The organism is Streptomyces sp. yr375, assembly GCF_900110755.1.
GTDB lineage: Bacteria > Actinomycetota > Actinomycetes > Streptomycetales > Streptomycetaceae > Streptomyces.
In genome coordinates this window covers 16,731-40,951 of record NZ_FOFF01000032.1, presented here as the reverse complement: position 1 = coordinate 40,951, position 24,221 = coordinate 16,731, and the positions used below count along the sequence as shown (strand labels likewise).

General features: G+C 71.2%; 25 protein-coding genes. 5 read left to right on the top strand and 20 right to left on the bottom strand.

Annotation, left to right across the window (positions count from 1 at the left end; genetic code table 11):
- Positions 1-5: 5 nt before the first annotated feature.
- From BMZ82_RS26660 to BMZ82_RS26630, 7 genes are all read right to left on the bottom strand, one after another.
- Positions 6-950 carry a type II secretion system F family protein gene (locus BMZ82_RS26660; RefSeq protein ID WP_093779945.1) on the bottom strand — a complete coding sequence of 315 codons (945 nt, stop codon included), beginning with the start codon at positions 948-950 and terminating at the stop codon, positions 6-8.
- A gap of 32 nt (positions 951-982) precedes the next feature.
- On the bottom strand, positions 983-2,320 hold the full coding sequence (locus BMZ82_RS26655) for a TadA family conjugal transfer-associated ATPase (protein ID WP_093779944.1): 1,338 nt from the start codon (positions 2,318-2,320) through the stop codon (positions 983-985).
- 31 nt (positions 2,321-2,351) lie between these two features.
- Positions 2,352-2,708 carry a TadE/TadG family type IV pilus assembly protein gene (locus tag BMZ82_RS26650; RefSeq protein ID WP_093779943.1) on the bottom strand — a complete coding sequence of 119 codons (357 nt, stop codon included), beginning with the start codon at positions 2,706-2,708 and terminating at the stop codon, positions 2,352-2,354.
- 1 nt (position 2,709) lies between these two features.
- Positions 2,710-3,039, bottom strand: a complete 330-nt coding sequence (locus BMZ82_RS26645) for a septum formation initiator (RefSeq protein ID WP_093779995.1) — start codon at positions 3,037-3,039, stop codon at positions 2,710-2,712.
- A 116-nt stretch (positions 3,040-3,155) separates the two neighbouring features.
- Positions 3,156-4,448, bottom strand: coding sequence for a CpaE/TadZ family protein (locus BMZ82_RS26640; protein ID WP_093779942.1), 1,293 nt, complete (start codon positions 4,446-4,448; stop codon positions 3,156-3,158).
- Between the two features lie 13 nt (positions 4,449-4,461).
- Positions 4,462-5,169 carry a Flp pilus assembly protein CpaB gene (gene cpaB / locus BMZ82_RS26635; protein ID WP_093779941.1) on the bottom strand — a complete coding sequence of 236 codons (708 nt, stop codon included), beginning with the start codon at positions 5,167-5,169 and terminating at the stop codon, positions 4,462-4,464.
- A gap of 49 nt (positions 5,170-5,218) precedes the next feature.
- Positions 5,219-6,136 carry a hypothetical protein gene (locus BMZ82_RS26630; RefSeq protein WP_256252127.1) on the bottom strand — a complete coding sequence of 306 codons (918 nt, stop codon included), beginning with the start codon at positions 6,134-6,136 and terminating at the stop codon, positions 5,219-5,221.
- A gap of 347 nt (positions 6,137-6,483) precedes the next feature.
- Between BMZ82_RS26630 and BMZ82_RS26625 the strand changes: the two genes are divergently transcribed.
- Together BMZ82_RS26625 and BMZ82_RS26620 are read left to right on the top strand one after the other, a co-directional pair.
- Positions 6,484-6,993: a SigE family RNA polymerase sigma factor gene (locus BMZ82_RS26625; RefSeq protein ID WP_093779940.1), complete on the top strand. Its 510-nt coding sequence runs from the start codon at positions 6,484-6,486 to the stop codon at positions 6,991-6,993.
- A gap of 74 nt (positions 6,994-7,067) precedes the next feature.
- Positions 7,068-8,351, top strand: coding sequence for a hypothetical protein (locus BMZ82_RS26620; protein ID WP_093779939.1), 1,284 nt, complete (start codon positions 7,068-7,070; stop codon positions 8,349-8,351).
- 87 nt (positions 8,352-8,438) lie between these two features.
- On the opposite strand, the gene BMZ82_RS26615 is transcribed toward BMZ82_RS26620, so the two are convergent.
- From BMZ82_RS26615 to BMZ82_RS26595, 5 genes are all read right to left on the bottom strand, one after another.
- On the bottom strand, positions 8,439-9,029 hold the full coding sequence (locus BMZ82_RS26615; protein WP_093779938.1) for an isochorismatase family protein: 591 nt from the start codon (positions 9,027-9,029) through the stop codon (positions 8,439-8,441).
- A 115-nt stretch (positions 9,030-9,144) separates the two neighbouring features.
- Positions 9,145-10,476 (bottom strand): Nramp family divalent metal transporter, encoded by a 1,332-nt coding sequence (locus tag BMZ82_RS26610; RefSeq protein WP_093779937.1) that lies wholly within the window; start codon positions 10,474-10,476, stop codon positions 9,145-9,147.
- 73 nt (positions 10,477-10,549) lie between these two features.
- A complete protein-coding gene (locus BMZ82_RS26605) occupies positions 10,550-11,002 on the bottom strand; it encodes a hypothetical protein (RefSeq protein ID WP_093779936.1) in 453 nt (150 codons plus the stop codon).
- Entirely contained in the window at positions 11,002-11,817 is an 816-nt protein-coding gene (locus tag BMZ82_RS42785) for a tetratricopeptide repeat protein (RefSeq protein WP_143098916.1), read from the bottom strand. The genes BMZ82_RS26605 and BMZ82_RS42785 overlap by 1 nt, the downstream gene beginning before the upstream one ends.
- A 66-nt stretch (positions 11,818-11,883) precedes the next feature.
- The gene (locus BMZ82_RS26595) at positions 11,884-12,780 is read right to left on the bottom strand and encodes an MEDS domain-containing protein (protein ID WP_093779934.1); all 897 of its coding nucleotides are present in this window, start codon (positions 12,778-12,780) and stop codon (positions 11,884-11,886) included.
- 548 nt (positions 12,781-13,328) lie between these two features.
- Here BMZ82_RS26595 and BMZ82_RS26590 point away from each other — a divergent pair.
- Positions 13,329-14,690: a M14 family metallopeptidase gene (locus BMZ82_RS26590; RefSeq protein WP_093779933.1), complete on the top strand. Its 1,362-nt coding sequence runs from the start codon at positions 13,329-13,331 to the stop codon at positions 14,688-14,690.
- Here the strand turns inward: BMZ82_RS26590 and BMZ82_RS26585 are convergent.
- From BMZ82_RS26585 to BMZ82_RS26565, 5 genes are all read right to left on the bottom strand, one after another.
- Positions 14,687-15,274, bottom strand: coding sequence for a hypothetical protein (locus tag BMZ82_RS26585; protein ID WP_093779932.1), 588 nt, complete (start codon positions 15,272-15,274; stop codon positions 14,687-14,689). The two genes, BMZ82_RS26590 and BMZ82_RS26585, sit on opposite strands and share 4 nt — an antisense overlap.
- A 53-nt stretch (positions 15,275-15,327) precedes the next feature.
- Entirely contained in the window at positions 15,328-16,824 is a 1,497-nt protein-coding gene (locus tag BMZ82_RS26580) for a GntP family permease (RefSeq protein ID WP_093779931.1), read from the bottom strand.
- A gap of 126 nt (positions 16,825-16,950) precedes the next feature.
- Complete coding sequence (locus BMZ82_RS26575; RefSeq protein ID WP_093779994.1) at positions 16,951-17,355, bottom strand: RidA family protein; 405 nt, start codon at positions 17,353-17,355, stop codon at positions 16,951-16,953.
- Positions 17,356-17,381: 26 nt separating this feature from the next.
- Positions 17,382-18,146 carry an IclR family transcriptional regulator gene (locus tag BMZ82_RS26570; RefSeq protein ID WP_093779930.1) on the bottom strand — a complete coding sequence of 255 codons (765 nt, stop codon included), beginning with the start codon at positions 18,144-18,146 and terminating at the stop codon, positions 17,382-17,384.
- The gene (locus BMZ82_RS26565) at positions 18,143-19,321 is read right to left on the bottom strand and encodes a sugar kinase (protein ID WP_093779929.1); all 1,179 of its coding nucleotides are present in this window, start codon (positions 19,319-19,321) and stop codon (positions 18,143-18,145) included. The genes BMZ82_RS26570 and BMZ82_RS26565 overlap by 4 nt, the downstream gene beginning before the upstream one ends.
- A gap of 133 nt (positions 19,322-19,454) precedes the next feature.
- On the opposite strand from BMZ82_RS26565, the gene BMZ82_RS26560 reads away from it, so the two are divergent.
- Entirely contained in the window at positions 19,455-20,735 is a 1,281-nt protein-coding gene (locus BMZ82_RS26560) for an amino acid deaminase (protein ID WP_093779928.1), read from the top strand.
- A gap of 12 nt (positions 20,736-20,747) precedes the next feature.
- Positions 20,748-22,373 carry an N-acyl-D-amino-acid deacylase family protein gene (locus tag BMZ82_RS26555; RefSeq protein WP_093779927.1) on the top strand — a complete coding sequence of 542 codons (1,626 nt, stop codon included), beginning with the start codon at positions 20,748-20,750 and terminating at the stop codon, positions 22,371-22,373.
- Between the two features lie 23 nt (positions 22,374-22,396).
- Here the strand turns inward: BMZ82_RS26555 and BMZ82_RS26550 are convergent, their stop codons facing one another.
- The 3 genes from BMZ82_RS26550 to BMZ82_RS26540 form a co-directional block, all read right to left on the bottom strand.
- Positions 22,397-23,305 carry a S1 family peptidase gene (locus BMZ82_RS26550; RefSeq protein ID WP_093779926.1) on the bottom strand — a complete coding sequence of 303 codons (909 nt, stop codon included), beginning with the start codon at positions 23,303-23,305 and terminating at the stop codon, positions 22,397-22,399.
- Between the two features lie 127 nt (positions 23,306-23,432).
- Positions 23,433-23,822: a hypothetical protein gene (locus tag BMZ82_RS26545; RefSeq protein WP_093779925.1), complete on the bottom strand. Its 390-nt coding sequence runs from the start codon at positions 23,820-23,822 to the stop codon at positions 23,433-23,435.
- A complete protein-coding gene (locus BMZ82_RS26540) occupies positions 23,816-24,190 on the bottom strand; it encodes an ATP-binding protein (RefSeq protein WP_256252126.1) in 375 nt (124 codons plus the stop codon). Before BMZ82_RS26540 ends, BMZ82_RS26545 begins: the two co-directional genes overlap by 7 nt.
- Positions 24,191-24,221: the final 31 nt, after the last annotated feature.

The window sequence follows — 24,221 nt, the reverse complement described above, 5'->3', positions numbered from 1 at the left end:
CCTGCTCAGACGTCGATTCGGGACATGCGGCGGATGAGGACGAAGCCGACCGCGTACAGGCCGAACGCGATGATCACGCAGGCCTGGCCGACGGTCGAGCCCGTCATGCGCTCCAGCGTGCCGCCCTCGACGCTGTCCATGAGGAACAACGCCCCGACCCCCAGCGCCGGTACGGCGTACGAGGTCATGTTCACCTGGGACAACTGTGTCCGCACCTCCCGTCGGGTCTCCTTGCGTTCCTCCAGCGTCTCCGTCAAGTTCCGCAATGCCCCTACGACTTGGCCGCCCGCCCGGTTCGACAGCACCAACGTGGTGACGAGGACGACGAGTTCGCGGGACGGTAGGCGGTCGGCGAGTTCGCCCAGGGCGTCGTCCATGGAGTGGCCGACCGCCAACTGGTTGGCGACCTTGGCCAGTTCCTCGCCCGCTGGAGCTTCCAGCTCCTCAGCCGCCATGCCGACCGCGGTGCGCAGCGCGAGGCCCGCGTGGGTGGCGTTGGCCAGGATGCGGGCCAGTTCGGGGAGTTGGTTGATGAACCTCTCGATACGTTTCTGGCGTTGCCAGTTGAGGAACTGAAGGGCCGCCCAGACGCCCAGCAGCCCGGCGATCGGGCCGAAGAAGGGGGCCAGGGTGGCCTCGCCGATCAGCCACAGCCCGGCCACCGTCGCCAGCATGGCGACGAGGAACTCGCCCGGCGTCACGTCCAGTCCGGTCGCCGCCAGTTTCAGTTCCAGCTTGCGGCCGGTCGTCGTCCGGCGCAGTCGGCGGTCCAGGGCGCGGAAGCGGCGTCGGCGTCCGGCGCCCGGGAGCTGGCCGGTGTAGGAGAGGCGTTCCACCAGCTCCGCGCGCTGGGCCCGGCCCTTGGCGTAGCTGTGCAGTCCGGCGACGGCCAGCGTGCAGGTCAGCAGGGCCACGCCGGTGGTGAGGGTGATGAGCTCGTCGAGGTCCATATCCATGTCCATGACTGCTATGTCCATGACTGCTATCGGGCTTCCCTTGTCGTCAGTTCGAGGGCGTCGCGCGCCACCCCGAACGCCTGCGGTATCGGCTGGCTCGCCATGTAGAGCCGGTCGGCGGTGCGGCGCGGCAGCGGGAAGTACTCGAAAGCGCCGTGGATGCGGCCGTCGGCGGTCATCGGGCGGGCGTTGAAGCGGGCGATCGTCGCCAGCCGGTACGGCTCGCCGCCGTGGCTGTCGAGCAGGGCGATCTCGGTGATGCGGCGCGCGCCGTCGGCGAACCGGGTGAGCTGGACGACGACGTCCACGGCGCTGTTGATCTGGTCGTGCAGGGCGACGAACGGGATCTCGACGTCCGACATGGAGGCGAGGGTCTGCAACCGCATCAGGGCGTCCTCGGCGCTGTTGGCGTGGACCGTGGCGAGGGAGCCGTCGTGGCCGGTCGACATGGCCTGGAGCATGTCGAGCGACTCGCCGCCGCGGACCTCGCCGACCACGATCCGGTCCGGGCGCATCCGCAGGGAGTTGCGGACCAGGTCCCGGATGGTGATGCGGCCGTTGCCCTCCACGTTCGGGGGCCGCGACTCCAGGCGGATCACGTGGGACTGCTGGAGCTGGAGTTCCGCCGAGTCCTCGATGGTGATGATGCGTTCACCGTCCGGGATCAGACCGGAGAGGGCGTTGAGGAGCGTCGTCTTGCCGGTGCCGGTCGCGCCCGAGACGATCACGTTGAACTTCGCCTGCACCAGGCCCGCCAGCAGGTACAGCATCTGCTCGTCCAGCGAGCCGAAGCCCATCAGCTCGTGCAGGGTGAAGGAGCGTGGGAAGCGGCGGATGGTGAGGATGGGGCCGGTGAGCGACAGCGGCGGGATGATCACGTTGACCCGCTCGCCCGAGGGGAGCCTGGCGTCGACCATCGGGTTCGTCTCGTCGACGCGGCGGTTGACCGTCGAGACGATGCGTTCGATCGTCTGCATCAACTGGTCGTTCGACGCGAAGCGGAGCGGGAGTTGTTCGACCCGGCCGCCTCGCTCGACGAAGATCGTGTCGGGGCCGTTCACCATGATCTCGGTGATCGACGCGTCCTCCAGCAGCGGTTCCAGGATGCCGAGGCCCAGCGCCTCGTCGACGACCCGGCGGATCAACTGCGAGCGCTCCGTCGTCGACAGCACCGGGCCCTCGCGGCTGATGATGTGCCCCAGCACCCGTTCCAGCCGGGCCCGGCGCTCGGCCGCCGCCAGCGAACTCATCTCGGCGAGGTCGATCTCCTCCAGCAGTTTGGTCCGGTAGGAGCAGACCAGGTGGCCGTCCTCGCCCCGGCCGCCGTTCTCCTCGGGGGAGGTGATGCGGGCCCGCAGACTCATCTCCGGTGCCTCCTCATGGACTTCATGGGCTTCAGTGGTCGAGTGGCATGGTGGCCGTCTTGTGGGCCTGGCCGAAGTCGCCGATGCCGGGGATGACGGACGGGATGGTGACGGTGGAGGTGACCCGGACGTCGTCGCCGACGTACGCGGGCTCGCAACTCGCGTTCAGCCAACTGCTCGCCGCCCGTTGGCAGTCCCCCTGGTAGTCCTCGCGGAGCGCCGCGCTGCGCGCCCCCGTCCGGGCCGCCGTCCCCGCCTGCTGGGCGGCGTAGGCGATCAGGCCGAGCTGTACGGCGGCCAGCGCGACCAGCAGCAGAAGCGGCACGAACCCCAGGTACTCCAGGGCGACTTGACCCTGGTCGCGCCTTCGAGGACGTCGGTGCGCCATCTCAGTCGCCGTCCTCTTCCTCGACTGCGCCCGCGTGGCCGTGCACCGGGAACGGGAAGTCGATGAGGCCCGGGAAGAGGACGGGGACGTGCAGGGTGACGTCGGCCGTCACATAGCCGCTGCCGCCGCAGTCCACCTCGGCGTTCCCCTTCCACGCGTCCCCCAGCTTGTCCAGGCCCGCCTGTTGGCAGACCCCGGGCCGCTCCCCCGCGGGCACCGCCGTCCCCGCCCGCACCGCCTCGTCGGCAGCATTCCCCGCGAGCGTGAACGTGTACCCCACGAGAACGAACTGCCACACCACCACCAGGGTCACGATGATCAGCGGTGTCATACCGAGGAGTTCGATGGTGACCTGGCCCCGGTCCGTCGTGAACCGACCCCCCTTTGAGCTCCTCACGCACCTCACGTGCCTCAGACGTCTCACGTGCCTCACACGTCTCACGGCCCTCACTCCCGCCGCCGCCGGAACCCGACCGTGGACCGGTCCCCCGCCTGGGCCTCGTCCCTGCCCCGGGCGCGTCCGCCGCTCCGGGCCCGGCCCCCGCCCCGGCGCGCCGCCGCGCCCTCAGGTGCCTTGACCAGCCCCAGTTCGGCGGCGAGCGCCCACAGGGCCTGGCGGACGGTGCCCTTGCCGTCGAGGGCGTGGACGCGGCCGGCGTCCACGGCGGCCTGGAGTTCCTTGAAGTTGGCGGGGACCGTGGTCGCGGCGATGGCCGTGCCGGTGATCTTCTGGATCAGCGGGGGCTGGATCTCGGTGGCGCGGCTGTGCCGGTTGACGACGACGGTCGTCTCCTCGGCCTTGCGGATCTGCAGCCGGTCCCACATGCGGACGGTGCGTTTCGCGCCGCGGACGGCGACGACGTCGGGGGTGGTGACCAGCAGGGCACGGTCGGCCATCTCCACCGCCGCCGCACCGGCCCCGCTGAGCTGCGCGCCGCAGTCGACGACGACCACCTCGTAGCGGGCGCGCAGGGCGCTGAGGATCTGGCGGGCGGCGCGGTCGGTGACCTCCTCGCCGCGTTCGCCCTCGCCGGGGGCGAGCAGCAGGGCCACGCCGGTGTCGTGGCGGAAGACGGCCTCGGCGAGGATGCGGGGCGAGATGTCGGCGATGGCGGCGAGGTCGACGACCGAGCGGCGGAACTGGACGTCCAGGTAGGAGGCGATGTCGCCGGCCTGGAGGTCGAGGTCGACGAGCGCGGTGGGGCGGCCCGACGCCTGGGCGGCGAGGGCGAGTTGGACGGCCGTGAGAGTCGCGCCCACGCCCCCCTTCGCGCCGCTGACGGTGACGACGGTGCCGCCGACGCCGGTGAACACGTCGGCGCCGTGGCCGAGATGGCGTCGTACGCCGACCGACCACTGGGCGACGGCCTGGACGCGGCCGGCGAGATCCTCGTAGCCCAGCGGCAGGGTGACCAGGCCGCGGGCGCCGGAGTCCATGGCGGCGGCGAAGAGGCCGGGGCCGATGTCGGTGGTGACGAGGATGACGCCGACCGCCGGGAAGCGCAGGGCGACCTCGCGGACCAGCTCCAACGCCGGTACGGGGCCGATGCGTTCGTGGACGACGACGACCTCGGGCAGTTCGTCGACCGACTCGGCGGCCAGCCGCGCGAGGGTGTCGACGAGTTGGGTGGAGTCGGTGACCGGGGCGAGCGGTTCGGCGTCCGGGAGCTGGCTGAGCAGGGTGGTGAGGGAACGGACCGCGTCCGCGTCGCCGACGGCCGGGAGGATCCTCGTGGGCATGAGCGGCGGCCTCTCACTTGTCCGTGGTGAGTTCGTACGTACGGTCCTGGTCGGGGACCGTGGTGGCGCCGCCGGGTGCGACGAGGGCGAGGCGGACGCGCTTGGCGAACGACTCGGCGTAGGTGATGCGCTGGGCGTCGAGGGTGGACAGCGCGAAGGTGATGGGGACGGCCTCGGTCGCGGACCGGGTCCGGTTGCTCGAATCGGGTTCGAGCGGGGTCAGTTCGCCGACGTCGAGGACCCGGGCGTTGGTGACGATGATCTTCGACTGGTCGGGGTCGCTCTCCCGGGCGCCCTCGAAGGTGGCGTACACGTTGACGGACGAGCCCGGGGTGATCTTGCCGGCCACGCCGGTGGCCGCGTCGATCATGATGGCGACCTCCTGCTGCCCCGGCCGCAGGGCGGGCTGGTCGACGATCATGTCGCTCTGCAGCAGGGAGCCCTTCTTGAGGGTCGTCACGGCGATCTTGCCGCGGAGGGCGGCGAGATCGGTGACGGCGTTCTGGGACAGCCAGCGCTGCGGCATCTCGATCTTCTTGAACTGGCCCGCGTTCAGGGTGGTGTAGGGCGCCACGTCGGAGCGCAGCTCGTACGCGGTGACCTCGGGGCCGACCTTGGACTTCACGTCGTCGATGACGGAGAGGACGCCGGCGAAGGCGCCGAGGGCGCACAACACCGACAGGAGCAGGAGGATCACGCCGCGGCGCTGACGGGAGTTCATGAGCCGTACAACCTCGTCGGGGGTCGGGGGTCGGGTCGGTGACGCTGGTTCAGTCGCCCGTGGTGAGCGCGCGGGCAGCACCTCGGTCCGGGCGGCCCTGGCGGCCCTGTCGAGCCAACTGGGCTGGCTGCGCGGTGAGTTCGGCGGCGGACGGCGGAGTCGCGGAGCAGAAGACGCAGCGGTCGCCGATGACGTCGATGCCGCACCAATGGCAGACGCTCTGCCGGACGGAGGTGACCAGTTGGTAGAGGACCGACAGGTCGGGCAGATACCCGCAGAACTCGATCACCCGGCCGGTGCCCCACCACTCGGCGGACTCGGCGGGCAGCGTCGTCTCCCGCAGCCCCTGCGCCTTCCAGGCCGGGGCGAGGGTGCCGGTGACCCAGTCGGACTGCAACTGCCCCCGGGCGACGAGCATCCACGTACCGAACTCGGGCCCTGGCAGCACGACTTCGGGACCCGCCTTCACCATGTCCGCCTGCGGATGGGCCAGCACACCGAACTGACTACCCGGAACCCACGACCTGGCATGCGCCTTCAGCCCGACGACCGGAACCCGGTCGAGCCGGGCGACGGACCCGAGGAGCGCGCCCGCGTGCAGATAGTGGGTGAGCAGCCGGCCCGCGGCGGCCAGCACGCCGGGGCCGAGGTCGCAGGAGGCGAGCTGCCGCAACTGCCGGGCGAGGACGGCGACGGCGAGCGGCGGGAGTTCGGGCCGGAACAGCGCGATGCGGTCGCTCTCCAGGAGCGAGCGGATGGTGTGCAGCCGCTGCTCCACGGCGGCCGGCACGGCCCGCGAGTACACGACGATCACATGCCCGTACTGCTCGACGAGGCTCTGGACGGCGGCGAGGGCCTCCGCCAGCGGCTGCCGGTCGAGGTCGGCGAGGACGGCGGCGGGCAGGGTCCGCTCGTCCTGGGGCGGCAGCGCCAGATCCGCTCCGGTCACGGCAATGGCAGTTGGCACGCGCAGCTCCCCGATTCCCGCGGTCCGGCCCACCGGCGTTACTCCGGTGCGCCGGGGTGACTTCATTGCGTGACTACGTCAGCACTGTATCCACGCCCCTGTGGCCGGAGAACAGCTTTCCGTGACGACGAGGCAACTCTTCATCACGCAAGTCACGGCAAACCGGGGCAGGTTACGCACCCACCCCCTCCACCCGCCCTCCACAACCGGACCTCTTGACGCCCACTTCCCGTCCCACCCTGATCCCACCCTGAAACATTTCCCCGACTCACCGCATCAATGAGGTGAGGACGGCAGGGACAGTACGGACCGTACGCAGCAGGGCAATCGAAACCGGGGGAACACTCATGAGGCAGGTCCGCGCGGACGAGTACGCCGAGTTCGCGGCGGCGCGCGCCCGGCATCTGTACCGGTCGGCGTGTCTGCTCACCGCCGGGGACACGCACCTCGCCGAGGATCTGGTGCAGGAGACCCTCGGCAGGCTGTACGTCCGCTGGGGGCGGGTGTCGCGGGTCGACAACCCGGCCGGGTACGCGCAGACCGTCCTCACCCGCACCTTCCTCGCCCACCAGCGCAGACGCAGCAGCCGCGAGCAGGCCGTGGACTCGTTCCCCGACGTGCCCGACGGCCGCGGCACCGACACCCCGCTGCGGCTGACGCTGATGCAGGCCCTCGGCCGGCTGCCCGCCAAGGACCGGGCCGTCGTGGTCCTGCGGTACTGGGAGGACCGCTCGGTCGAGGAGACCGCCGAGGCGATGAACGCCAGCTCGGCGGCCGTACGAACGCGGTGCGTACGGGCGCTCGGCCGGTTGCGGGAACTGCTCGGCGAGGACATGAGCGAGTACGCCAGACCCTGAGCCGCCGCCTCCCCTGTCTTCCCACCTCCCACACACGACCGACTCATCCAACCTCGCGGAAACGGTGGTTCACCATGCCCGGCGACCAGTCACCCGATCAGCACAGCGATCCCTTCGAGGAACGGCTCTCCGCCGCCCTGCATCACGTCGGCGGCACCTTCGACAGTCCGGGGGGCGCGCTCGCCGCCGCCGGTCAGGCGTGGGGGCAGCGGCTGCGGTTGCGGCGGCGCCGGGCCGCCGTCATGGGGGGTGCGGCGAGCCTCGCCCTCGTGGGGGTGGGCGGGGCGCTGCTGGTGCCGTGGGGCGGTACGCCCGGCCCGCGGCCCTCCTCCGTCGCCGTGCCCGGCAGCGCCGAACCGACGCCGGTCGCCGCCTCCTTCACCGGCGACGACATGATCCGTACGCTCCGACAACTGCTCCCCCAGGGGAAGTTCAGCACGTCGGAGGCGCGCGGCACCGACGGCGAGCTGCCGCCGCTCGCGCTGGGCGTGTACGACGACGGCAAGGGCGAGGCGGCCGTCTCCGTGGGCCTGGGCCGGATCCCGGCCGACGCGGGGAAGGTCGATCCGGCCACCGCCGTACTGCCGTGCGCGGACGGCGAGCAGTCGGGCCTCGACAGTTGCAGGACCGAGCTGCTGCCCGACGGGTCCGCGATCACCGTCTACCAGGGGTACGAGTATCCCGACCGCCGTGCGGACACCAAGGCGTGGGGCGCGGACCTGGTCACCCGGGCCGGACAGCATGTGAGCGTCATGGAGTGGAACTCGGCGGCGGAGAAGGGGAAGCCAATCAGCCGCCCCGAACCACCCCTGACCCCGGCCCAGTTGAAGACGCTGGCGGCGGCCCCGGAGTGGCGGCGCATCGCCGACGCCATCCCCGAGCCGAGGAAGTCGACGGCCACGACGGGCTCGTCCGCCCGGCCCACGGAGATGTCCGGCACGGTCATCCTGCGCAAGCTGGCCCTGCTGCTGCCCGCCGACCTGAAGCGCGTCTCGCACGGCAGCCAGGAGACCGGGTGGGGCTACGTCGTCGTCGACGACGGCAAGGGCGCGAGCCGGGTCGAGATCAACGTGCAGCCCGACATGTCCGACGTCGCCGACCAGTTGTACGGGGCCGGCTCCGAGACCCTCGACGACGGGACACGGGTCGCGGTCCGGCAGGGGCCGGGCGAGAAGGGCGGGGCGGGGGTCGTGGCGTGGACCGTCGACTCCATGCGCGCGGACGGGGCACGCGTCGTCGTCAGCGCCTTCAACGCCGCGCAGCAGAACGAGGCCGCGACCCGCGCGCAACCCGCCCTCACCATCGGCCAACTGCGGGCGATCGCCCTCAGCCCACGCTGGCTGACCGACCAGGACTGACGGACGGAACCTCGAAAAAAAGACACGTCGGCGAAGGCGGCGAAGGTGGTGGACCGGCCCTGCGGCGCAGGCTCAGGCCTCCCGGGCTCAGGCTCGGGCGGCGGCCAGCAGGGCCAGGATCTCCTTCGTCGTGCCCGGCTCGCCGATCAGCGGGAACAGGTACGACACGCTGTGCCGGTGCGCGTCCTCGTCGATGTCGGTCATCGCGTCGACCGCGAACGTGAGGTGGTAGCCGTGCTCGTGGGCGGCGCGGGCGGTGGACTCGACGCCGAGACTGGTCGCGATGCCGCCGAGCACGATCTGGGTGACGCCCCGGCGGCGCAGTTGGACGTCGAGGTCGGTGCCGTGGAAAGCGCCCCAGTTCCGTTTCGTCACCAGGACGTCCCCGTCGTGTCCGGCGAGGGGTTCGACGACGGGGCCCAGGTCGTAGGGGCGGGCGCGGCCGCCGGCCAGTCGTACGGCCTCGCTGCGGCCGGGCACGGCGTCGGCGCCGTCGGGCGAGGTGGCCATGCGCACCAGCACCACAGGGGCGCCGGCGGCGCGGAAGGCGTCGGCGAGTTCGGCGGCGCGGGCCACCACGTCCACCGTCGGGTACGGCCTGGTGGCGGCGGCGAGCGTGCTGGTCTGGAGGTCGATCAGCACGAGCGCGGTCTTGTCGTCCAGCACGGTCACAGCCACGGCCGGGGTACCTCTCCTCGGGGATCAGCAGCCTAGGAGAGGCCCGTACGAAACTCGAACCATTGCGCGACTCGCCCAACGGAAGTGGTCAGAAAACCGTGGCCGGAGAACGTGGTCAGAAGAACTCCGACCATGGCTGGTCCCAGATCTGCTTCACGCACAGGACCAGGAACAGCAGTCCCGCCAGTACCAGCATCGCGTTGCTCAGCGCTCCGTTGCGCCACTGGCTGGGTGTGCGGGAGGAGTTGAGCAGCCACAGCAGTGTCCCGGCCAGGAACGGCAGGAAGGCCGCGCCGAGCACCCCGTACAGGATGATCAGGCGGAACGGCTGGCCCTGGAAGAGCAGCACGATCGGCGGGAAGGTCAGCCACAGCAGGTACGCCCGGAAGGGCCAGGAGCGTTCCCGCTCGCCGGAGGCGACCTCGGCGCCGCTCACGTCGCCGTCGCTGCGGTAGCGGGACACGAAGTCGGCGAACATCAGGCTCACGCCGTGCCAGACGCCGATCAGGGAGGTGAAGGAGGTGGCGAAGAAGCCGATCAGGAAGAACTTGGCGGTCGCCGTGCCGTACTTCGCCTCCAGGATGTCGCTGAGCTGGATGAGCCCCTTGTCACCGCTCGCGATCGCCACGTTCGCGGAGTGCAGCAGCTCCGCGCCGACGAAGAGCATCGCGACGACGAAGACGCCGGTGGTGAGGTAGGCGACCCGGTTGTCGAGCCGCATGACCTTCATCCAGCCGGTGTTGGTCCAGCCCTTGGCGTTGACCCAATACCCGTACGCGGCAAGGGTGATGGTGCCGCCGACGCCGCCGATCAGGCCGAGGGTGTTGAGGACGGAGTCCTTCTCGTCCGGCAGCACCGGGAGGAGGCCCGCGAAGGCTTCGCCGAGGTGGGGGGTGACCCGGATCGCCAGGTACACCGTCACCACGAACATGACGCCGACCAGGACCGTCATGACCTTCTCGAAGACGGCGTACTTGTTGAACCAGACGAACACCAGGCCCACCAGCCCGCAGGCGACGGCCCACAGCTTGAGGTCCATCACGTCCGGGAACAGCGCCTGGAGCGGCAGCGCGCTCGACGACATCGCCGCCGCGCCGTAGACGAAGCCCCAGACGACCACGTAGACGACGAAGAACCACGTCGTCCAACGCCCCAGGCTCGCCCAGCCGTCGAAGAGGGTGCGGCCGGTGGACAGATGCCAGCGGCCGGCCGCCTCGGCGAGGGAGATCTTCACCAGGCAGCCGACGACCGCCGCCCAGAGCAGCGTGTAGCCGAAGTTGCTCCCGGCGATGAGGGTGGCCACCAGGTCCCCGGCGCCGACCCCGGTCGCCGCGACCACGATGCCGGGGCCGATGTACTTCCAACTGGACTTGCGGGGAGATGCGTTGTTGAGGTCGGTGTCGGTGTCGGTGTCGGTGTCCCTCGGGCTGCCCGTGATGTCCGCCATGAAGGTCAAGAAAGCCTAAAGCAGCCGGTCCGGCAAGAGGGCCTGCCCGATCTCCACTCAATGTGCCCACAGCTCAGGGCATTTGGGCGGTGTCGGCCCCCGGCGGGGGCGCCTGGGCGATCACCGGCGCCGGGGTGCCCTGGCCGGCGGTGACGGCCGTGAGACCCCGGCGGCCGGCCCGCGCGACGCCCTCCTCCAGGCGTCTGCCCGGGGTGCGGGACAGGGCGAAGATGACGGCGAGCGACACGGACGGCGCTCCTGTCGCGAAGCCCGCGACGATGGGTTCACCGGCGTCCAGCGCGTACTTGGCGAACAGGACCATCAGGCCGACCGAGCCGAGGGCCAGGAACTGCCCGAGGATCTTCGTGCCGACCCGCAGCGTCTCCATGCGGCGGCGGTGCCGTTCCTCCGCGATCGACTCCTCGAAGATCTCGGCGGCCAGCCCGGGTTTGATCGCCTCCCACTCCTGAGCCGCCCTCGGCGGGGGCAGCATGCCGTCCCAGCGATTCGCCGACCGTGGGGCCATTACCGCTCCTCCTCCCCGTCGTTCGCCGGACTCTTCACGGACGGACTGTTCACGGACGACGACTGCGGCGGCGGCGCACCGGCCTCCCACCGCAGCATGGCTCTGGCGACCCTCGCCAGTGCCGCTTCGTCGACGGGGTTCAGTCTCCGGGTCTCCTCCACCCTCCCCGCGCGACGGTGCCTGCCCGAGGAGGCCGGGGGCGGGGCGGGCGCCAGGTCGTCCTGCGCGTCCAGTTGGCGCAACTGGCTCTCCAGGAAGCTCGTCAGCCGCGTCCGGTGCTCGCGCTCGAAGGCACGCAGTTCCTCGACTCTCCGCTCCCACACCGCCCGTTCCTCCAGCACCCCGTCACGTCCTCGGTAGGCGGTGTCGGGGCCGGGTGCGTCGAGCGTGCTCAGCACCTCCCGGAGCCGGTCGGGGGTCAGCCCCGGACGCAGCAGCGCCTCGGCTTCCGCGTCCCGGTCGCGCGCCCGCAACAGCCACGCGAGACCGGCGACGGGACGGAGAGCCGTCGGGCGGTCCCACGGCAGGGCGAGGGCCTGCCGGAACATCGCCTCGGCCTCGGAGTAGCGGCCGGCCGCAGCGAGCGCGTCGGCAAGTACGGTGAGGGCATCGGGGTCGGGAGCGTCGAGATCGTAGGAGTTGCTGGGGTCGCCGGGGTCGTCGGCTCTGTCGGGTGGCGGGCCGAGTGCCTCGTACTTGGCGCGAATGCGTCGCGTGAGATCCGGGGGTTCCGTGGGCTCCGCCCGTTCCGTGAGGTGCGTGGCCCCGGGGGCCAGCACACTCAACGCCCCCGACAACAGTGCCTGCCACTCCAAGCCTCCACCCCCCGCGAAGCGTGGCCACCAGTGTCCATCAGCAACGGGCGGCCGAACAGCCCTTGCTCACGCGTACTGCAGTCGTACGGTCGTCCCGGCGGCGGTGACAGCGGGGTCGGGATCGGGGTCGGCCCTGCGGACGTCCACGTACGCGCATACCTGGCGGGCGAACCACAGGCCCTGGCCAGGGGCCAACTCGGGCGTCGGGGGCGGGACGAAGCCCGAGAGGGGGTCGTCGAGGCGGTGGGCCAGGAGCAGTTCGCAGACGCAGCCGGGGGCGTCGCCCCAGAGCAGCACGCCGGTGACCGGGGCGAGGGAGGCCGCCTCCGCGACGGCCGTGGCGAACAACTCGGCGTCGGCGGCGGCGAGTCCACGGCCGGTCGCCCACGCGCGGACGGCGTCCGGGGCGGGGTCGGCGAGGCGCACGGCGTCGGCGGGGGTCGGGGGCAGCGGTACGGCGTCCAGCTCGGCGGCGAGGAGTGCGGGGGCCGCGTACACGCCGGTGTCCGGGTGGGCGCGGCGGGCCGCCTCGATGAGCGCGGAACCGGCGGTGCGGGTGTCGTAGAGGCACATCGCGGTGGTCGCCGTCGGGGCGAAGACGAGGTTGGCGAGCGCCTCGTAGCGGATCCACTCGGCGCTCTCGCGCGGGGAGCGGCCGGCCCTGCCGTTCCACACCGGCTCCATGAGGAGGCGGAGCCGGCCGCCGGGGCCGGTGGGGCCGGTGTGCGTGGCGAGGTGGCCGGCCAGGCGGGCGACGGCGTTGGCGGCGGAGCCGGTGTACCAGTCGGTGTGCGCGACGAGGCCGACGTCCCGCGCGTCCGCGCCGAGGGCGTCACGCAGGAGGTCCAGTTTGTCGGGGGCGGCGATGGCGACGGGCCGGGGCTCGTCGGGGGCGGCCAGGCCCTCGGCCAGGAAGGGGAGGGCGGCGGCGAGGAACGCGTCGTCCGTGGCGGCGACGGACATCCGGTGGTCGAACGCTCCGGCACCGGCACCGGCGGCGGCGCATGGGACCGACTGGACGGGCTGGACGGGCTCAACTGGCTGGACTGGCGGGACTGGCGGGACTGGCTGGATGGGCTGCGTCGGCTGGATGGATCGAGTTGGTCGGGCTGGTCGGGCTGGTCGGGCTGGTTGGGCGGTCATGGGTCCGGGGTCCCCCATCGGCGGTCGGTCGGGTGGGCCGGCAGGTCCGCCCATGATCAGCCAGATCCTGCGCGAACCCTCAGCCTTCCCCCGGGGCTGCGCAGAGGCTCCCCCGCCTCACACGCGCGGGTGTACTTCACCGGGGATCGCTTCCGGGGATGCGACCGTGACTACACTGCGCGGCCGGTCGCCGCCAACCGCCGCCGTCCGCTCACCGTTGCGCATGATTCCGGCCAACCGTCCCTTTGTCGTCTCTTGACCTGCTCATGCCATAAGCCGACGATGAGCGGCACCCGCACCGCCGCACCGCACCACCGCATTCAGCAAGCGCGCAGCCCCCCACACCCCACTCCCCACAAGGAGAGTTCATGCGACTTCGCATTCGCGGCTCAGGCTCTGGCTCAGGTGGCGGCAGACGAACCGCCGCTCTCGCCGCCCTGCTGGCCCTCGCCCTCGCGGCACCCCTCACCGCGACGGCCACCGACGCGGCGGCGGGCAGCGCCCCGAAGACGGCAGCCTCCGCCGACGACATCCGCCAGTACGAGATCCACATCGCCCACAGCACGTCCGCCGTGCGCACCGCGATCGCCGCGTCGGGAGTGAGCGTCGACGAGGCGGACGAGGAGACCGTGGTGGTCTCCGGGCGCGCGGAGCAGATCAAGAAGCTGCGCGCGCAGGGGTACGAGGTCTCCCTGCTGGGCTCCGCGCCCGACCGCGTCGCCGAGGACGAGGTACGGCTCTACGACTTCCCGTCCGCCGACTCGAAGTACCACAACTACGCCGAGATGACGGCGGAGATCGACCAGCGCATCGCCGCCTACCCGGGCATCATGAGCAAGCGGGTCATCGGCAAGTCGTACGGCGGCCGGGACATCGTGGCCGTGAAGATCAGCGACAACGTCGGCACCGACGAGGCCGAGCCCGAGGTGCTGTTCACGCATCACCAGCACGCCCGTGAGCACATGACCGTGGAGATGGCCCTGTACCTGATCCGCGAGTTGGGCGCCGGTTACGGCTCCGACTCCCGGGTCACCAGCATGGTCGACGGGCGCGAGATCTGGATCGTGCCCGACCTCAACCCGGACGGCGGCGAGTACGACATCGCCACCGGCTCCTACCGCTCGTGGCGCAAGAACCGGCAGCCCAACTCCGGTTCCTCGTCCGTCGGTACGGACCTCAACCGGAACTGGGGCTACAAGTGGGGCTGCTGCGGCGGCTCTTCGGGCTCGACGTCGTCCGAGACCTACCGGGGCACGGCCGCCGAGTCGGCGCCCGAGGTGAAGGTCGTCGCCGACTTCGTACGCAGCCGGGTCGTGGGCGGGAAGCAGCAGATCACCGCCGGTATCGACTTCCACACGTACAGCGAACTGGTGTTGTGGCCGCTCGGGTACACCAACGCGGACACGGCGACCGGGATGACGGCGGACGACAACGCGGCGTTCAAGGCCATCGGGCAGAAGCTGGCCGCGAGCAACGGGTACACGCCGGAGCAGTCGAGCGACCTGTACATCACGGACGGGTCGATCGACGACTACCTCTGGGGCACGCACAAGATCTTCGACTTCACGTTCGAGATGTATCCGTCGTCCAGCTCCGGGGGTGGGTTCTACCCGCCCGACGAGGTCATCGAGCGGGAGACTTCCCGTAACCGGGACGCGGTGCTTCAGCTTCTCGAGAACGCGGACTGTATGTACCGGGCGATCGGGAAGGCCGCCCAGTACTGCAGCTAGTCGGCGTCCTTGGCCTCGGCGTCCGCCTCTTCGACTTCGGCTTCGGCTTCGGCCTCGTCGTCGAAGTAGGCGTCGAGGACCGCGTCCAGTTGCTCGTCCCACTCGCTGAAGCGCGCCCTGGCCGTCGCCTCGATCTCGATCGGGTACCAGCGGCGGTCAGGGGTGTGCACCGTGATGGTGTACCGCTTGCCGAAGCGCGGCGCCTCCGTCTCGATCGCGCCGATCTCGTCCCAGCGGAACTCGCACGCCTCCTCGTCGAGGCGCAGCCGTACCCCCTTGGCGTCGGCGGTGATCCGCGCCCGGCGGTCGGAGGCCTCGAAGACGGGACCGTCGACGGGCTCGGACTCGTCCTCGGCGGGCTCCTCCGAAGAGGCGTCCTCCGCCTTCTCGACGACCTTGTCCTCGACCTCGACCGTGCCCTCGGCCACGTCCTCGGCCTCGTCCTCCGGCTCCGCCGCCTTCGGGGACGTCGGGGACGTCGTCAGGGGCGTCGTGAGCCCGGGGATGAAGGCCGGGTCGAAACCGGCGCCCTTCAGGGGCTCGCCCTCCAGGGGCTGGCTGCTCGAACCTATACGCTGCTCCACAGCGCGAAGTATGGTCGAAGATCCTGTGCCGGGCACAGCCAGGACCAACTTCGTTATACGAAGAAGCTCAATACGGCCGCCATCGCGAACCCCGCCACCGACAGCACCGTCTCCAGCACGGTCCACGTCCTGAGGGTGTCGCGCTCGGTGATGCCGAAGTACTTGGCCACCATCCAGAAGCCGCCGTCGTTGACGTGCGAGGCGAAGATCGAGCCCGCCGAGATCGCCATGATGACGAGCGCCACGAAGGACTGCGAGTGGTCGCCCTCGGCGAGCAGCGGGGCCACGATGCCCGCCGTCGTCACGATCGCCACCGTCGCCGAGCCCTGGGCGACCCGCAGCACCACCGAGATCAGGTAGGCGAGGACGATCACCGGCAGCCCGACGTCGTGGAAGGTGTCCGACAGGGCCTGGGCCACCCCGCTGGCCTTCAGGACCGCGCCGAAGATCCCGCCCGCGCCGACCACCAGCAGGATGTTGCCGACCGGCTTCAGCGAGGCCGTCGAGACCGTCTCCAGCGACTTGCGGGACCAGCCGCGCCGGATGCCGAGCAGGTAGTAGGCGAGGAGCAGCGCGATCGTCAGCGCCACGAACGGGCTGCCGAAGAACTCGATCACCGAGCGGCTGGATGGGGGTCCCCCCGGCTCGGAGCTTGTCGGAGAGAGAGGGGGAGGGTCCAGGGCGATCGAGGAGAAGGTGGCCGCCAGGATCAGGACCAGCGGGGTGCCGATGATGCCGACGACCGTGCCGAGCGGCACCGGGTCCTCGCGCGGCACCACGCCCTGCGCCCGCTGCTCCTCGATCACCGCCTGCCGCGCCTCCGCCGCCGCCTCCACCATGTCCTGCGGTACGGCGACGAAGATCCGGCGGCCGATCCACGCGGCGTACGCCCAGGCCGCCAGCACCGCCGGGATGCCGCAGAGGACGCCCATGAGGATGACCCGGCCGAGGTCGACGTGCAGCAGTCCGGCGGCGGCGACCGGGCCGGGGTGCGGGGGCAGGAAGGCGTGGGTCATCGACAGGCCGGCGAGCAGCGGGAGGCAGTACAGCAGGATCGACTTGCCGCCGCGTTTGGCGGCGGCGTAGACGATCGGGGCGAGGACGAAGATGCCGACGTCGAAGAAGACCGGGATGCCGAAGATCAGGCCGGTCAGGCCCATGGCGAGCGGGGCTCGTTTCTCGCCGAAGAGGCCGAGCAGCCGGGAGGCCAACACCTCTGCCCCGCCGCTGACTTCGAGGACCGCGCCGAGCATCGTGCCGAGGCCGATGATGATCGCGACATGGCCGAGGATTCCGCCCATGCCGGACTCGATGGTGGAGACGGCGTCCGAGCGCTGGACGGTGCCGAAGAGTTCGGTCACCGACAGGCCGGCCAGCAGGCCGACGGCTATGGAGACCGCGAGGAGGGCCACGAAGGGCTGGATCCTGACCTTGATGATCAGGAAGAGGAGCAGGGCTATGCCGAGCGCGGCGACGGTCAGGAGGCCGGCCGTGCCGTCGATGAGCAGGAGCAGTCCGCCGGTGTGGGGTGGCGTGGATGGCGTGGGCATGTGGGGGTCCTCGGGGTGGGTTCACTGGTGCTCTCGGGCAGGGGTGAGCGCGGTACGGCGCACGCGTCGGGTGCGCCGTACCGTCGTACCGTCTTACGGGGTGCGGGAGTTGGGGGAAGTGACGGATCAGCCGAGGACGGCCAGCGCGTCGATCTCGACGAGCAGACCGGCGGGCAGGCCGACGTAGACGGTCGTGCGGGCGGCGGGTACCTCGGCGAGGTGCTCGAAGTACTGGTTGTAGAGCTCGTTGAACTCGGCGAAGTGCCCGGTGTCCGTCAGGTAGACGCGGATCATCAGCACGTCCTCCCAGGACGCCCCGCCCTCCTCCAGGATCGCCTTGACGTTGGCGAGGGTCTGGAGGGTCTGCTCGCGCAGGGTGGGTCCGGCGGGCGTCGGCGGCTTGCCCTCCTCGGCGGGCAGGAAGCCGACCTGGCCGGCGACCTGGAGGATGTTGCCCTTGCGGACACCGTGCGAGAACTTCGCGGGCGGAGCGGTGTGCGTCTTCGGGGTGAGCGCGACCTTCTCGGTCACGGTCTTCTCGGTCGCGGTCTTCTCGGTCATGAAGTGGCTTCCTTGATCGGTGTCCTGCCGGAGTACTCGCCGCTGATGGCGTCGGCCGTGCGGCGCACCAGCGGGAGCAGGGTGAGGAGTTCGTCGGCGGTGACGACGACGTTCGGCGCGGAGACCGACATCGCGGCGACCACCCGGCCGTCGGCGCCCCGGATCGGCGCGGCGACGCAGTTGATGGACTCCTCGTGGCCACCGAGGTCGGTGGCCCAGCCCTGTTCGCGCACCTTCTCCAACTCCCGCAGGAAAGCGGGGGCGTTGGGGGTGGAACGGGACGTGTAGAGGGGGTAGTCGAGCTGGTCGGCGAGCACCCGGCGCTCGGCCTCGGGGAGATCGGCGAGGAGGAGTTTCGCCACGGCGGCGACGGTGATGGCCACCGGCTTCCCGATCCGCGAGTACATGCGCACCGGGTAGCGGCTCTCCACCTTGTCGATGTAGAGGACCTCGCCCTCCTCGTGGACGGCGAGGTGGACGGTGTGTCCGCAGGTCTCGTTCAGCCGGACGAGGTGGGGGTGGGCGATCTCGCGGATGTCGAGGTTCTCCATCGCCTCCTGGGCGAGGGCGAAGAGACGCGCGCCGAGCCGGTAGCGCTGGTCGGACTGCCGGTAGACGAGGCCGTGTTCGTGCAGGGTGCGCAGCAGCCGCAGGGCCGTCGACTTGTGCACGCCGAGGCGGTCGGCGACCTGTCCGAGGTCGGCGGGTCCTTCGGCGAGCAGCGGCAGGATGCTCAGGGCGCGGTCGACGGTCTGGCTCATGGCGTACGTACCTCCTCGTCGGCCCCCTCGAGTGTCTGGATCCAGCCAGGGCCGAGTCGCAGTGTCTCCCACGCCTGATCGTCGAGAGCGGCCAGCCGGTCGGCGTGCGCGCGCGTCGGGGGCACGGCGAGGTCGCCGGGGGCGGTCAGGGCGGCGGCCGCCATAAGGTGCCCGTGCCGCAGCCGGTCCCGCACGGACAGTCCGCGCAGGGTGGCGGAGAGAAACCCGGCGGCGAAGGCGTCCCCGGCACCGACCGCCGCACTGACCTGGACCGCCGGGGCGGACACGAAAGTGACCGTCGACGGCGGGGCGACACCCGGAGCGGGAGCGGGCGTGGGCCGAAGCCGGTGCGCTCGGCCCCCGTCCCGCCGAAGGCGAAGGCCCGCAGACCGGGCGGCACCACCCCACTCGCCGTCACGGACTCCCTCACCGATTCCGGCGAACGCCGTCGCCCCCCGCGCCCCCTGCTTCACCACCACCACGGCCGGCTCGGGCAGCACCTCCCTGATCGCCGTCGGCCCGCCCGTGACCCCCCACGCCACTTCCGCCTCGTCCTCCCCCACGAACACGACGTCCGCGGCGCGGGCCAGTTCCAGGAGCACGCGCGGACCGTCGGTTCCGCGCCACAGCCCGGGGCGGTGGTTGACGTCGAAGGAGATCAGCGGGCGTCCCGGCCGGGGGGCCGTCAGCTCGCGCAGGAGAGCGAGGCAGTCCCCGGACAGGGCCGCCGTGATGCCGGTCAGGTGCAGTACGCGTCCGGCCCGCGCCGCCGCCAGGTCCACGTTCCCCACCGCCATGACGGAGGCGGCGGACCCGGCGCGGTAGTAGGCGACCTCGTGGGCGGCGGTGGCCCGGTCGGCGGCGGTGCGGAAGTAGACGCCGGTCGGGCGGGCCGGGTCCCGGCGTACGGAGGCCACGTCCACTCCGTACGAGCCGATGGCCTCGACGAGGTGGTCGCCGAAGCCGTCCGCCCCGACCCGGCTGACCCAGCGCACCGCGTGTCCGGCCGCCGCCAGCGCGCAGGCCACGTTGGACTCCGCGCCGCCGATGCCCCGGTCGAAGGACGGCACGTCGGCGAGGCGGCCGGGCCGGGAGGGCAGGAAGGTCACCATGGACTCGCCGAGCGCGACGACGTCCACCACTCGGGGGGCGTTGCAGGGTCCAGTGACGGTCACGATGCTCGTAACTCCCGTGCCGGTGCGGGTCGGCGGCTCCGTTGACCCCGCGTGGCCGAGATGTTAGACAGCAGTCAGCGACATACGCAATGGACGTTGCACATATCGCAACGCTCCTGATCAGGGAGGTTCCATGAGGACCGAGGCACGCGAGGCGCTCGCCCGACTGGCCGCGGAACGCGTCGACCACCGCTTCAAGGGCCTCCCGCCGGACGCCGACGGCCTCACCGTCGGCGAGCTGGCCGCGCAGCGCCGCAACCTCTTCACCGGCGGCTTCACCACCCCCGTCCTTGCCCTCTCCGCCGAACGCCTGGAGCACAACCTCGCGCTCATGGAGACCTACGCGACCCGCCACGGCCTCGCCTTCGCCCCGCACGGCAAGACGTCCATGGCCCCGCAGCTCTTCCAGCGGCAGCTCGACCGGGGCGCGGTGGGCATCACCCTCGCCGTCCCGCACCAGGTGCGGGTGGCGCGGGCGTACGGCGTCCAGCGGGTGTTCCTCGCCAACGAGGTCGTGGACCCGGCGGCCCTGCGCTGGCTCTCCGCCGAACTCGACGCCGACGACGACTTCCGCCTCACCTGCTACGTCGACTCGGTGCGCGGGGTCGAGCTGATGGACGCCGCCCTGCGCGGCGCGCGCCGCCCCCTGGACGTCGTCGTCGAACTGGCCGCCGGTGCGGGCGCTCGCACCGGGGTCCGTACGGAGGCGGAGTGCGCGGCGGTCGCGGACGCGGTGGCCGCCGCGCCGACCCTGCGGCTGGTCGGGGTCGCGGGTTACGAGGGCGAGGTCCCGCGCGCCGACCCGGAGCGGGTGCGCGCCTGGCTGCGGCAACTGGTCGCCCTTGCCGTCGACTTCGACAAGGCCGGGCGGTTCGCGGGCACGGGTGTGGACGAGGTCGTGGTCAGCGCGGGCGGCAGCGCCTGGTTCGACGCGGTCGCCGACGTCTTCGCCGAGATTCCCGAACTCTCCCTGCCCGTACTGAAGTTGCTGCGCTCGGGTGCGTACGTCTCGCACGACGACGGGCACTACCGCAAGCTGACGCCGTTCAACCGGGTCCCGGAGGAAGGTGCGTTGGAGCCCGCGTTCCGGCTCTGGACGCAGGTCGTCTCGCGCCCCTCCCCCGACCAGGCGTTCGTCAACGCGGGCAAGCGGGACGCGGCCTACGACCTCGACCTGCCCTTCGCCCAGGCGGTCCGCCGGGACGGTACGGAACGCCCCGCCACCGGCGTCTCGGTGACCGCGCTCTCCGACCAGCACGCCTGGCTGCGCACCACGGACGAGGCGGATCTCCAGGTCGGCGACTGGGTGGGCCTGGGTCTGTCCCACCCGTGCACGTCCTTCGACAAGTGGCCGCTGATCCCGCTGGCCGAGGCGGACGGCACGGTCGTCGACTACATCCGCACCTTCTTCTAGGGGAGTTCGGCCGTGGCAGACCTGGTCATCCGGGACGCGGACGTCATCGACGGCACCGGCGCGGACTCCTACCGCGCGGATGTCGTGGTCGACGACGGCAGGATCGTCTCCATCGTGCGCGAGGCGGCCGCGGCGGGCTGCCAACGCCCGACGGCCGTAAGGGAGTTGGACGCGGAGGGACTGACCCTCGCCCCCGGCTTCATCGACATGCACGCGCACAGCGACCTCGCCCTCCTGCGCGACCCCGACCACAGCGCGAAGGCCGCGCAGGGGGTGACCCTCGAAGTCCTCGGCCAGGACGGGCTGTCGTACGCCCCGGTCGACGACCGCACCCTGGAGGAGGTCCGCCGGGCCATCACCGGCTGGAACGGCTACGGCGACGAACTCGACTTCGGCTGGCGTTCGGTGGGCGAGTACCTGGACCGCCTGGACCACGGTTTCGACGGCGCGGGCATCGCCGTCAACGCGGCGTATCTGATCCCCCAGGGAACCGTCCGCGCGCTGGCCGTCGGCTGGGAGGACCGTCCGGCGAAGCCCCAAGAGCTGGACCGGATGCGGCAGTTGGTGGCGGAGGGGCTGGAACAGGGCGCGGTGGGCCTGTCGTCCGGCCTGACCTACACGCCCGGCATGTACGCCCCGGACTCCGAACTCACCGAACTCTGCCGGGTGGTGGCACGCTACGGCGGCTACTACTGCCCCCACCACCGCAGTTACGGAGCGGGCGCGCTGGCCGCGTACGCGGAGATGATCGAGCTGACCCGTCAGGCGGGCTGCCCGCTCCATCTGGCCCACGCCACCATGAACTTCGGCGTGAACAAGGGCCGCGCACCGGACCTGCTGACTCTCCTCGACGAGGCACTCGCCGCCGGCGCCGACATCACCCTCGACACCTACCCCTACACGCCGGGCTGCACAACTCTCGTGGCGCTGCTGCCGAGTTGGGCGAGCGAGGGCGGCCCGCAGGAGATCCTGCGCCGCCTCGCGGACGACGACACGGCCGCCCGTATCCGCCACGACCTGGAGGTGACCGGCGCGGACGGCTGCCACGGCGTACCGGTCGACTGGGACACGATCGAGATCTCGGGCGTGGCCGACGAACGCCTGGCGGCCCACGTGGGCCGCACGATCCAGCAGTCGGCGCGACTGCGCGGCGAACCCCCGTGGACGACGGCCCGCCGCCTACTCCTCGACGACCGGCTGTCCGCCACGATCCTCCAGCACGTGGGCCACGAGGAGAACGTCCGCACGATCATGCGCCACCGCGTCCACACGGGCGGCTCGGACGGCGTCCTCCAGGGCGCGAAGCCGCACCCGCGCGCATACGGCACGTTCCCGCGCTATCTGGGCCACTACACAAGGGAGTTGGGGATCCTGTCCCTGGAGGAGTGCGTCGCCCACCTGACCGGCCGTCCGGCGGCCCGGCTGCGCCTGCCGGACCGGGGCCTGATCCGCGAGGGCTACCGGGCGGATCTGGTGCTGTTCGACGCGGCGACGGTGGCGGCGGGTTCGACGTACGACGATCCGCGCACCCTCCCCACGGGCGTCCCGCACGTCCTGGTCGACGGCCGCTTCGTGATCGAGGACGGCCGGCGGACGGACGTACTGGCGGGGCGGGCGGTCCGTCGCAGTCCCATGTGACGGACCGGCCCCACCACTTCGCCTTACGGCTTGGGCAGGGTGCACCCGCTGGCGCTCAGGTCGAGCTGGTTGCCGGTCGTGAAGCAGGCCGGGATCTGGTAGATCTCCTGGGCGTAGTTGATGCCCTCGTGGACGGTGACGTTGCCGCTCTCGTCGACCTCGCACGGGTTGTTCTCCGTGCAGCGCTCGCCGTCCTCGTTGCCGGTGTTGTTGACGGCGACGACCTTGCCGGTGGCCTGGTCGATCACCGGCGAACCGGAGGTGCCGCCGATGGTCTGGCAGGCGGAGGTGTAACGGACCGAGTCCTTCCAGGTCCAGTCACCCTCCTTGATGCGGTACACGAAGCCGTCGATGTTGCAGCTATAGAGCTTCTTCCAGTAACCGGAGGCCACGGTGATCGCCGTACCGGCGGTCGGGTGGGTGTCCTGCACGGTCAGCGCGGAGATCCCGTAGGAGCTCTTGATCGACGCGTACGTGCTGGTCAACTGGTAGATCGAGACGTCGGTGTCGGTCATCGTCCCGTAGGCGAGCTTGCTCGCGCGCAGGGTCGCGACCTTGGTGCCGGCGGAGTTCAGCAGCCCGAAGGTCCGGGAGGACGCCTGGTTGACGAGCACCTCGCCCGGCTCCGGGAAACCGGTCGTCAGGCAGTGCCCGTTGGACATCACCAACGCCGGGTCGGTGTCCAGGGAGTTCGGGAAGCGGACGACCGAGCCGGAGCAGTTGCTCAGCGCGACGGTTCCGGCGAGGCTGACGGCCTTCAACGTGGGCGCGGCGGCCTTGGCGGCAGCAGCCTTGGCGTCCGCCTTGACCGCTGTCGCGGAAGCCGAGTCGGCGGGCGCGACGTTCATGCTCATGGGCGCCGCGACCGCGGGTGCCGCTCCCGCCCCGGCGATGGCCAGAGCGAAGAACGCGGCAACGAGAGGCTTTCTCATGTGGGGGTCCCCTCTGATGACAAAGCGACCGGAGATCTTCCGGCCACCACTGTTCTTGTCATGTGCATTCTGAGTTCAGAGGGGCGGATGAGCAAGGAGTTGTTTCCGGCCGGGAGTTGGCGCGATGTCACCCCCGACGGGGAAGAAGCGGAAGGAACAGCACCGGCCGGGCGGACCACTCGACACGCGTACTCCCCGACGCCGCGACGAACACGTACGGCTCCCCGGCCCTGAGCCGCATGACCGCTTCCCACTGACCGTGGTCGAGCCACCGGAACGTCCGCTCGACATCCTCCGGATCGAGCGCCGACAACAGCACGCGCACGGCGAGACGCATCCACACCAGCGCCCGTTCCGGGGTGTCGGCGGCACCCATCCGGACCCGCACCGTCCACACTTCGCCGTCACCGTCGCCGTCCGTCGTACGCGCGACGCACTCGCACCACCAGCCGGGGCGGCCCCCGGACGCGGGGCGACGGATCAGGGCGCGGCACATGTCCCGCCGCGTGGTCAACACGGCACTTCCGTACGGCCGACGGCGAGGTGGGCCCAGACCGTCTTGCCGGCATCTCTGGGCCGCACGCCCCACTTGTCGGACAGCCCCTCGACGATGACGAGCCCGCGGCCACCGACGGCGTCGGGGTCGGCGTCGAGCTTCTCGGGCATCCGCCACTGAAACGAGTCGGACACCTCGACGATCAGCACGCCGTCGCGACGGCGCAGCCCCACCTCGAAGAACTCGCCGATCCCCTTGGCGTGCACGACGGCGTTGGCCGCCAACTCCCCCACGATCGAGACGGCGTCGTCCGCCAGCTCCCCGAGGAGCCACAGCGTCAATATCGCGCGCACATGATCACGGGCCGCCGGCACCGAGTCCTTACGCAACCGGAACCTCCTGTTGCACGTGCGCCCGGAC

Excerpts from the sequence above, each read along its gene's own strand:
- BMZ82_RS26625 (WP_093779940.1), top strand. The coding sequence starts at position 6,484 with ATGAGGCAGGTCCGCGCGGACGAGTACGCCGAGTTCGCGGCGGCGCGC.
- BMZ82_RS26590 (WP_093779933.1), top strand. The coding sequence starts at position 13,329 with ATGCGACTTCGCATTCGCGGCTCAGGCTCTGGCTCAGGTGGCGGCAGA.
- BMZ82_RS26620 (WP_093779939.1), top strand. The coding sequence starts at position 7,068 with ATGCCCGGCGACCAGTCACCCGATCAGCACAGCGATCCCTTCGAGGAA.
- BMZ82_RS26640 (WP_093779942.1), bottom strand. The coding sequence starts at position 4,448 with ATGCCCACGAGGATCCTCCCGGCCGTCGGCGACGCGGACGCGGTCCGT.
- BMZ82_RS26595 (WP_093779934.1), bottom strand. The coding sequence starts at position 12,780 with ATGTCCGTCGCCGCCACGGACGACGCGTTCCTCGCCGCCGCCCTCCCC.
- cpaB (WP_093779941.1), bottom strand. The coding sequence starts at position 5,169 with ATGAACTCCCGTCAGCGCCGCGGCGTGATCCTCCTGCTCCTGTCGGTG.
- BMZ82_RS26610 (WP_093779937.1), bottom strand. The coding sequence starts at position 10,476 with ATGGCGGACATCACGGGCAGCCCGAGGGACACCGACACCGACACCGAC.
- BMZ82_RS26645 (WP_093779995.1), bottom strand. The coding sequence starts at position 3,039 with ATGACACCGCTGATCATCGTGACCCTGGTGGTGGTGTGGCAGTTCGTT.
- BMZ82_RS26570 (WP_093779930.1), bottom strand. The coding sequence starts at position 18,146 with ATGAGCCAGACCGTCGACCGCGCCCTGAGCATCCTGCCGCTGCTCGCC.
- BMZ82_RS26605 (WP_093779936.1), bottom strand. The coding sequence starts at position 11,002 with ATGGCCCCACGGTCGGCGAATCGCTGGGACGGCATGCTGCCCCCGCCG.
- BMZ82_RS26550 (WP_093779926.1), bottom strand. The coding sequence starts at position 23,305 with ATGAGAAAGCCTCTCGTTGCCGCGTTCTTCGCTCTGGCCATCGCCGGG.
- BMZ82_RS26650 (WP_093779943.1), bottom strand. The coding sequence starts at position 2,708 with ATGGCGCACCGACGTCCTCGAAGGCGCGACCAGGGTCAAGTCGCCCTG.
- BMZ82_RS26660 (WP_093779945.1), bottom strand. The coding sequence starts at position 950 with ATGGACCTCGACGAGCTCATCACCCTCACCACCGGCGTGGCCCTGCTG.
- BMZ82_RS26580 (WP_093779931.1), bottom strand. The coding sequence starts at position 16,824 with ATGCCCACGCCATCCACGCCACCCCACACCGGCGGACTGCTCCTGCTC.
- BMZ82_RS26655 (WP_093779944.1), bottom strand. The coding sequence starts at position 2,320 with ATGAGTCTGCGGGCCCGCATCACCTCCCCCGAGGAGAACGGCGGCCGG.
- BMZ82_RS26560 (WP_093779928.1), top strand. The coding sequence starts at position 19,455 with ATGAGGACCGAGGCACGCGAGGCGCTCGCCCGACTGGCCGCGGAACGC.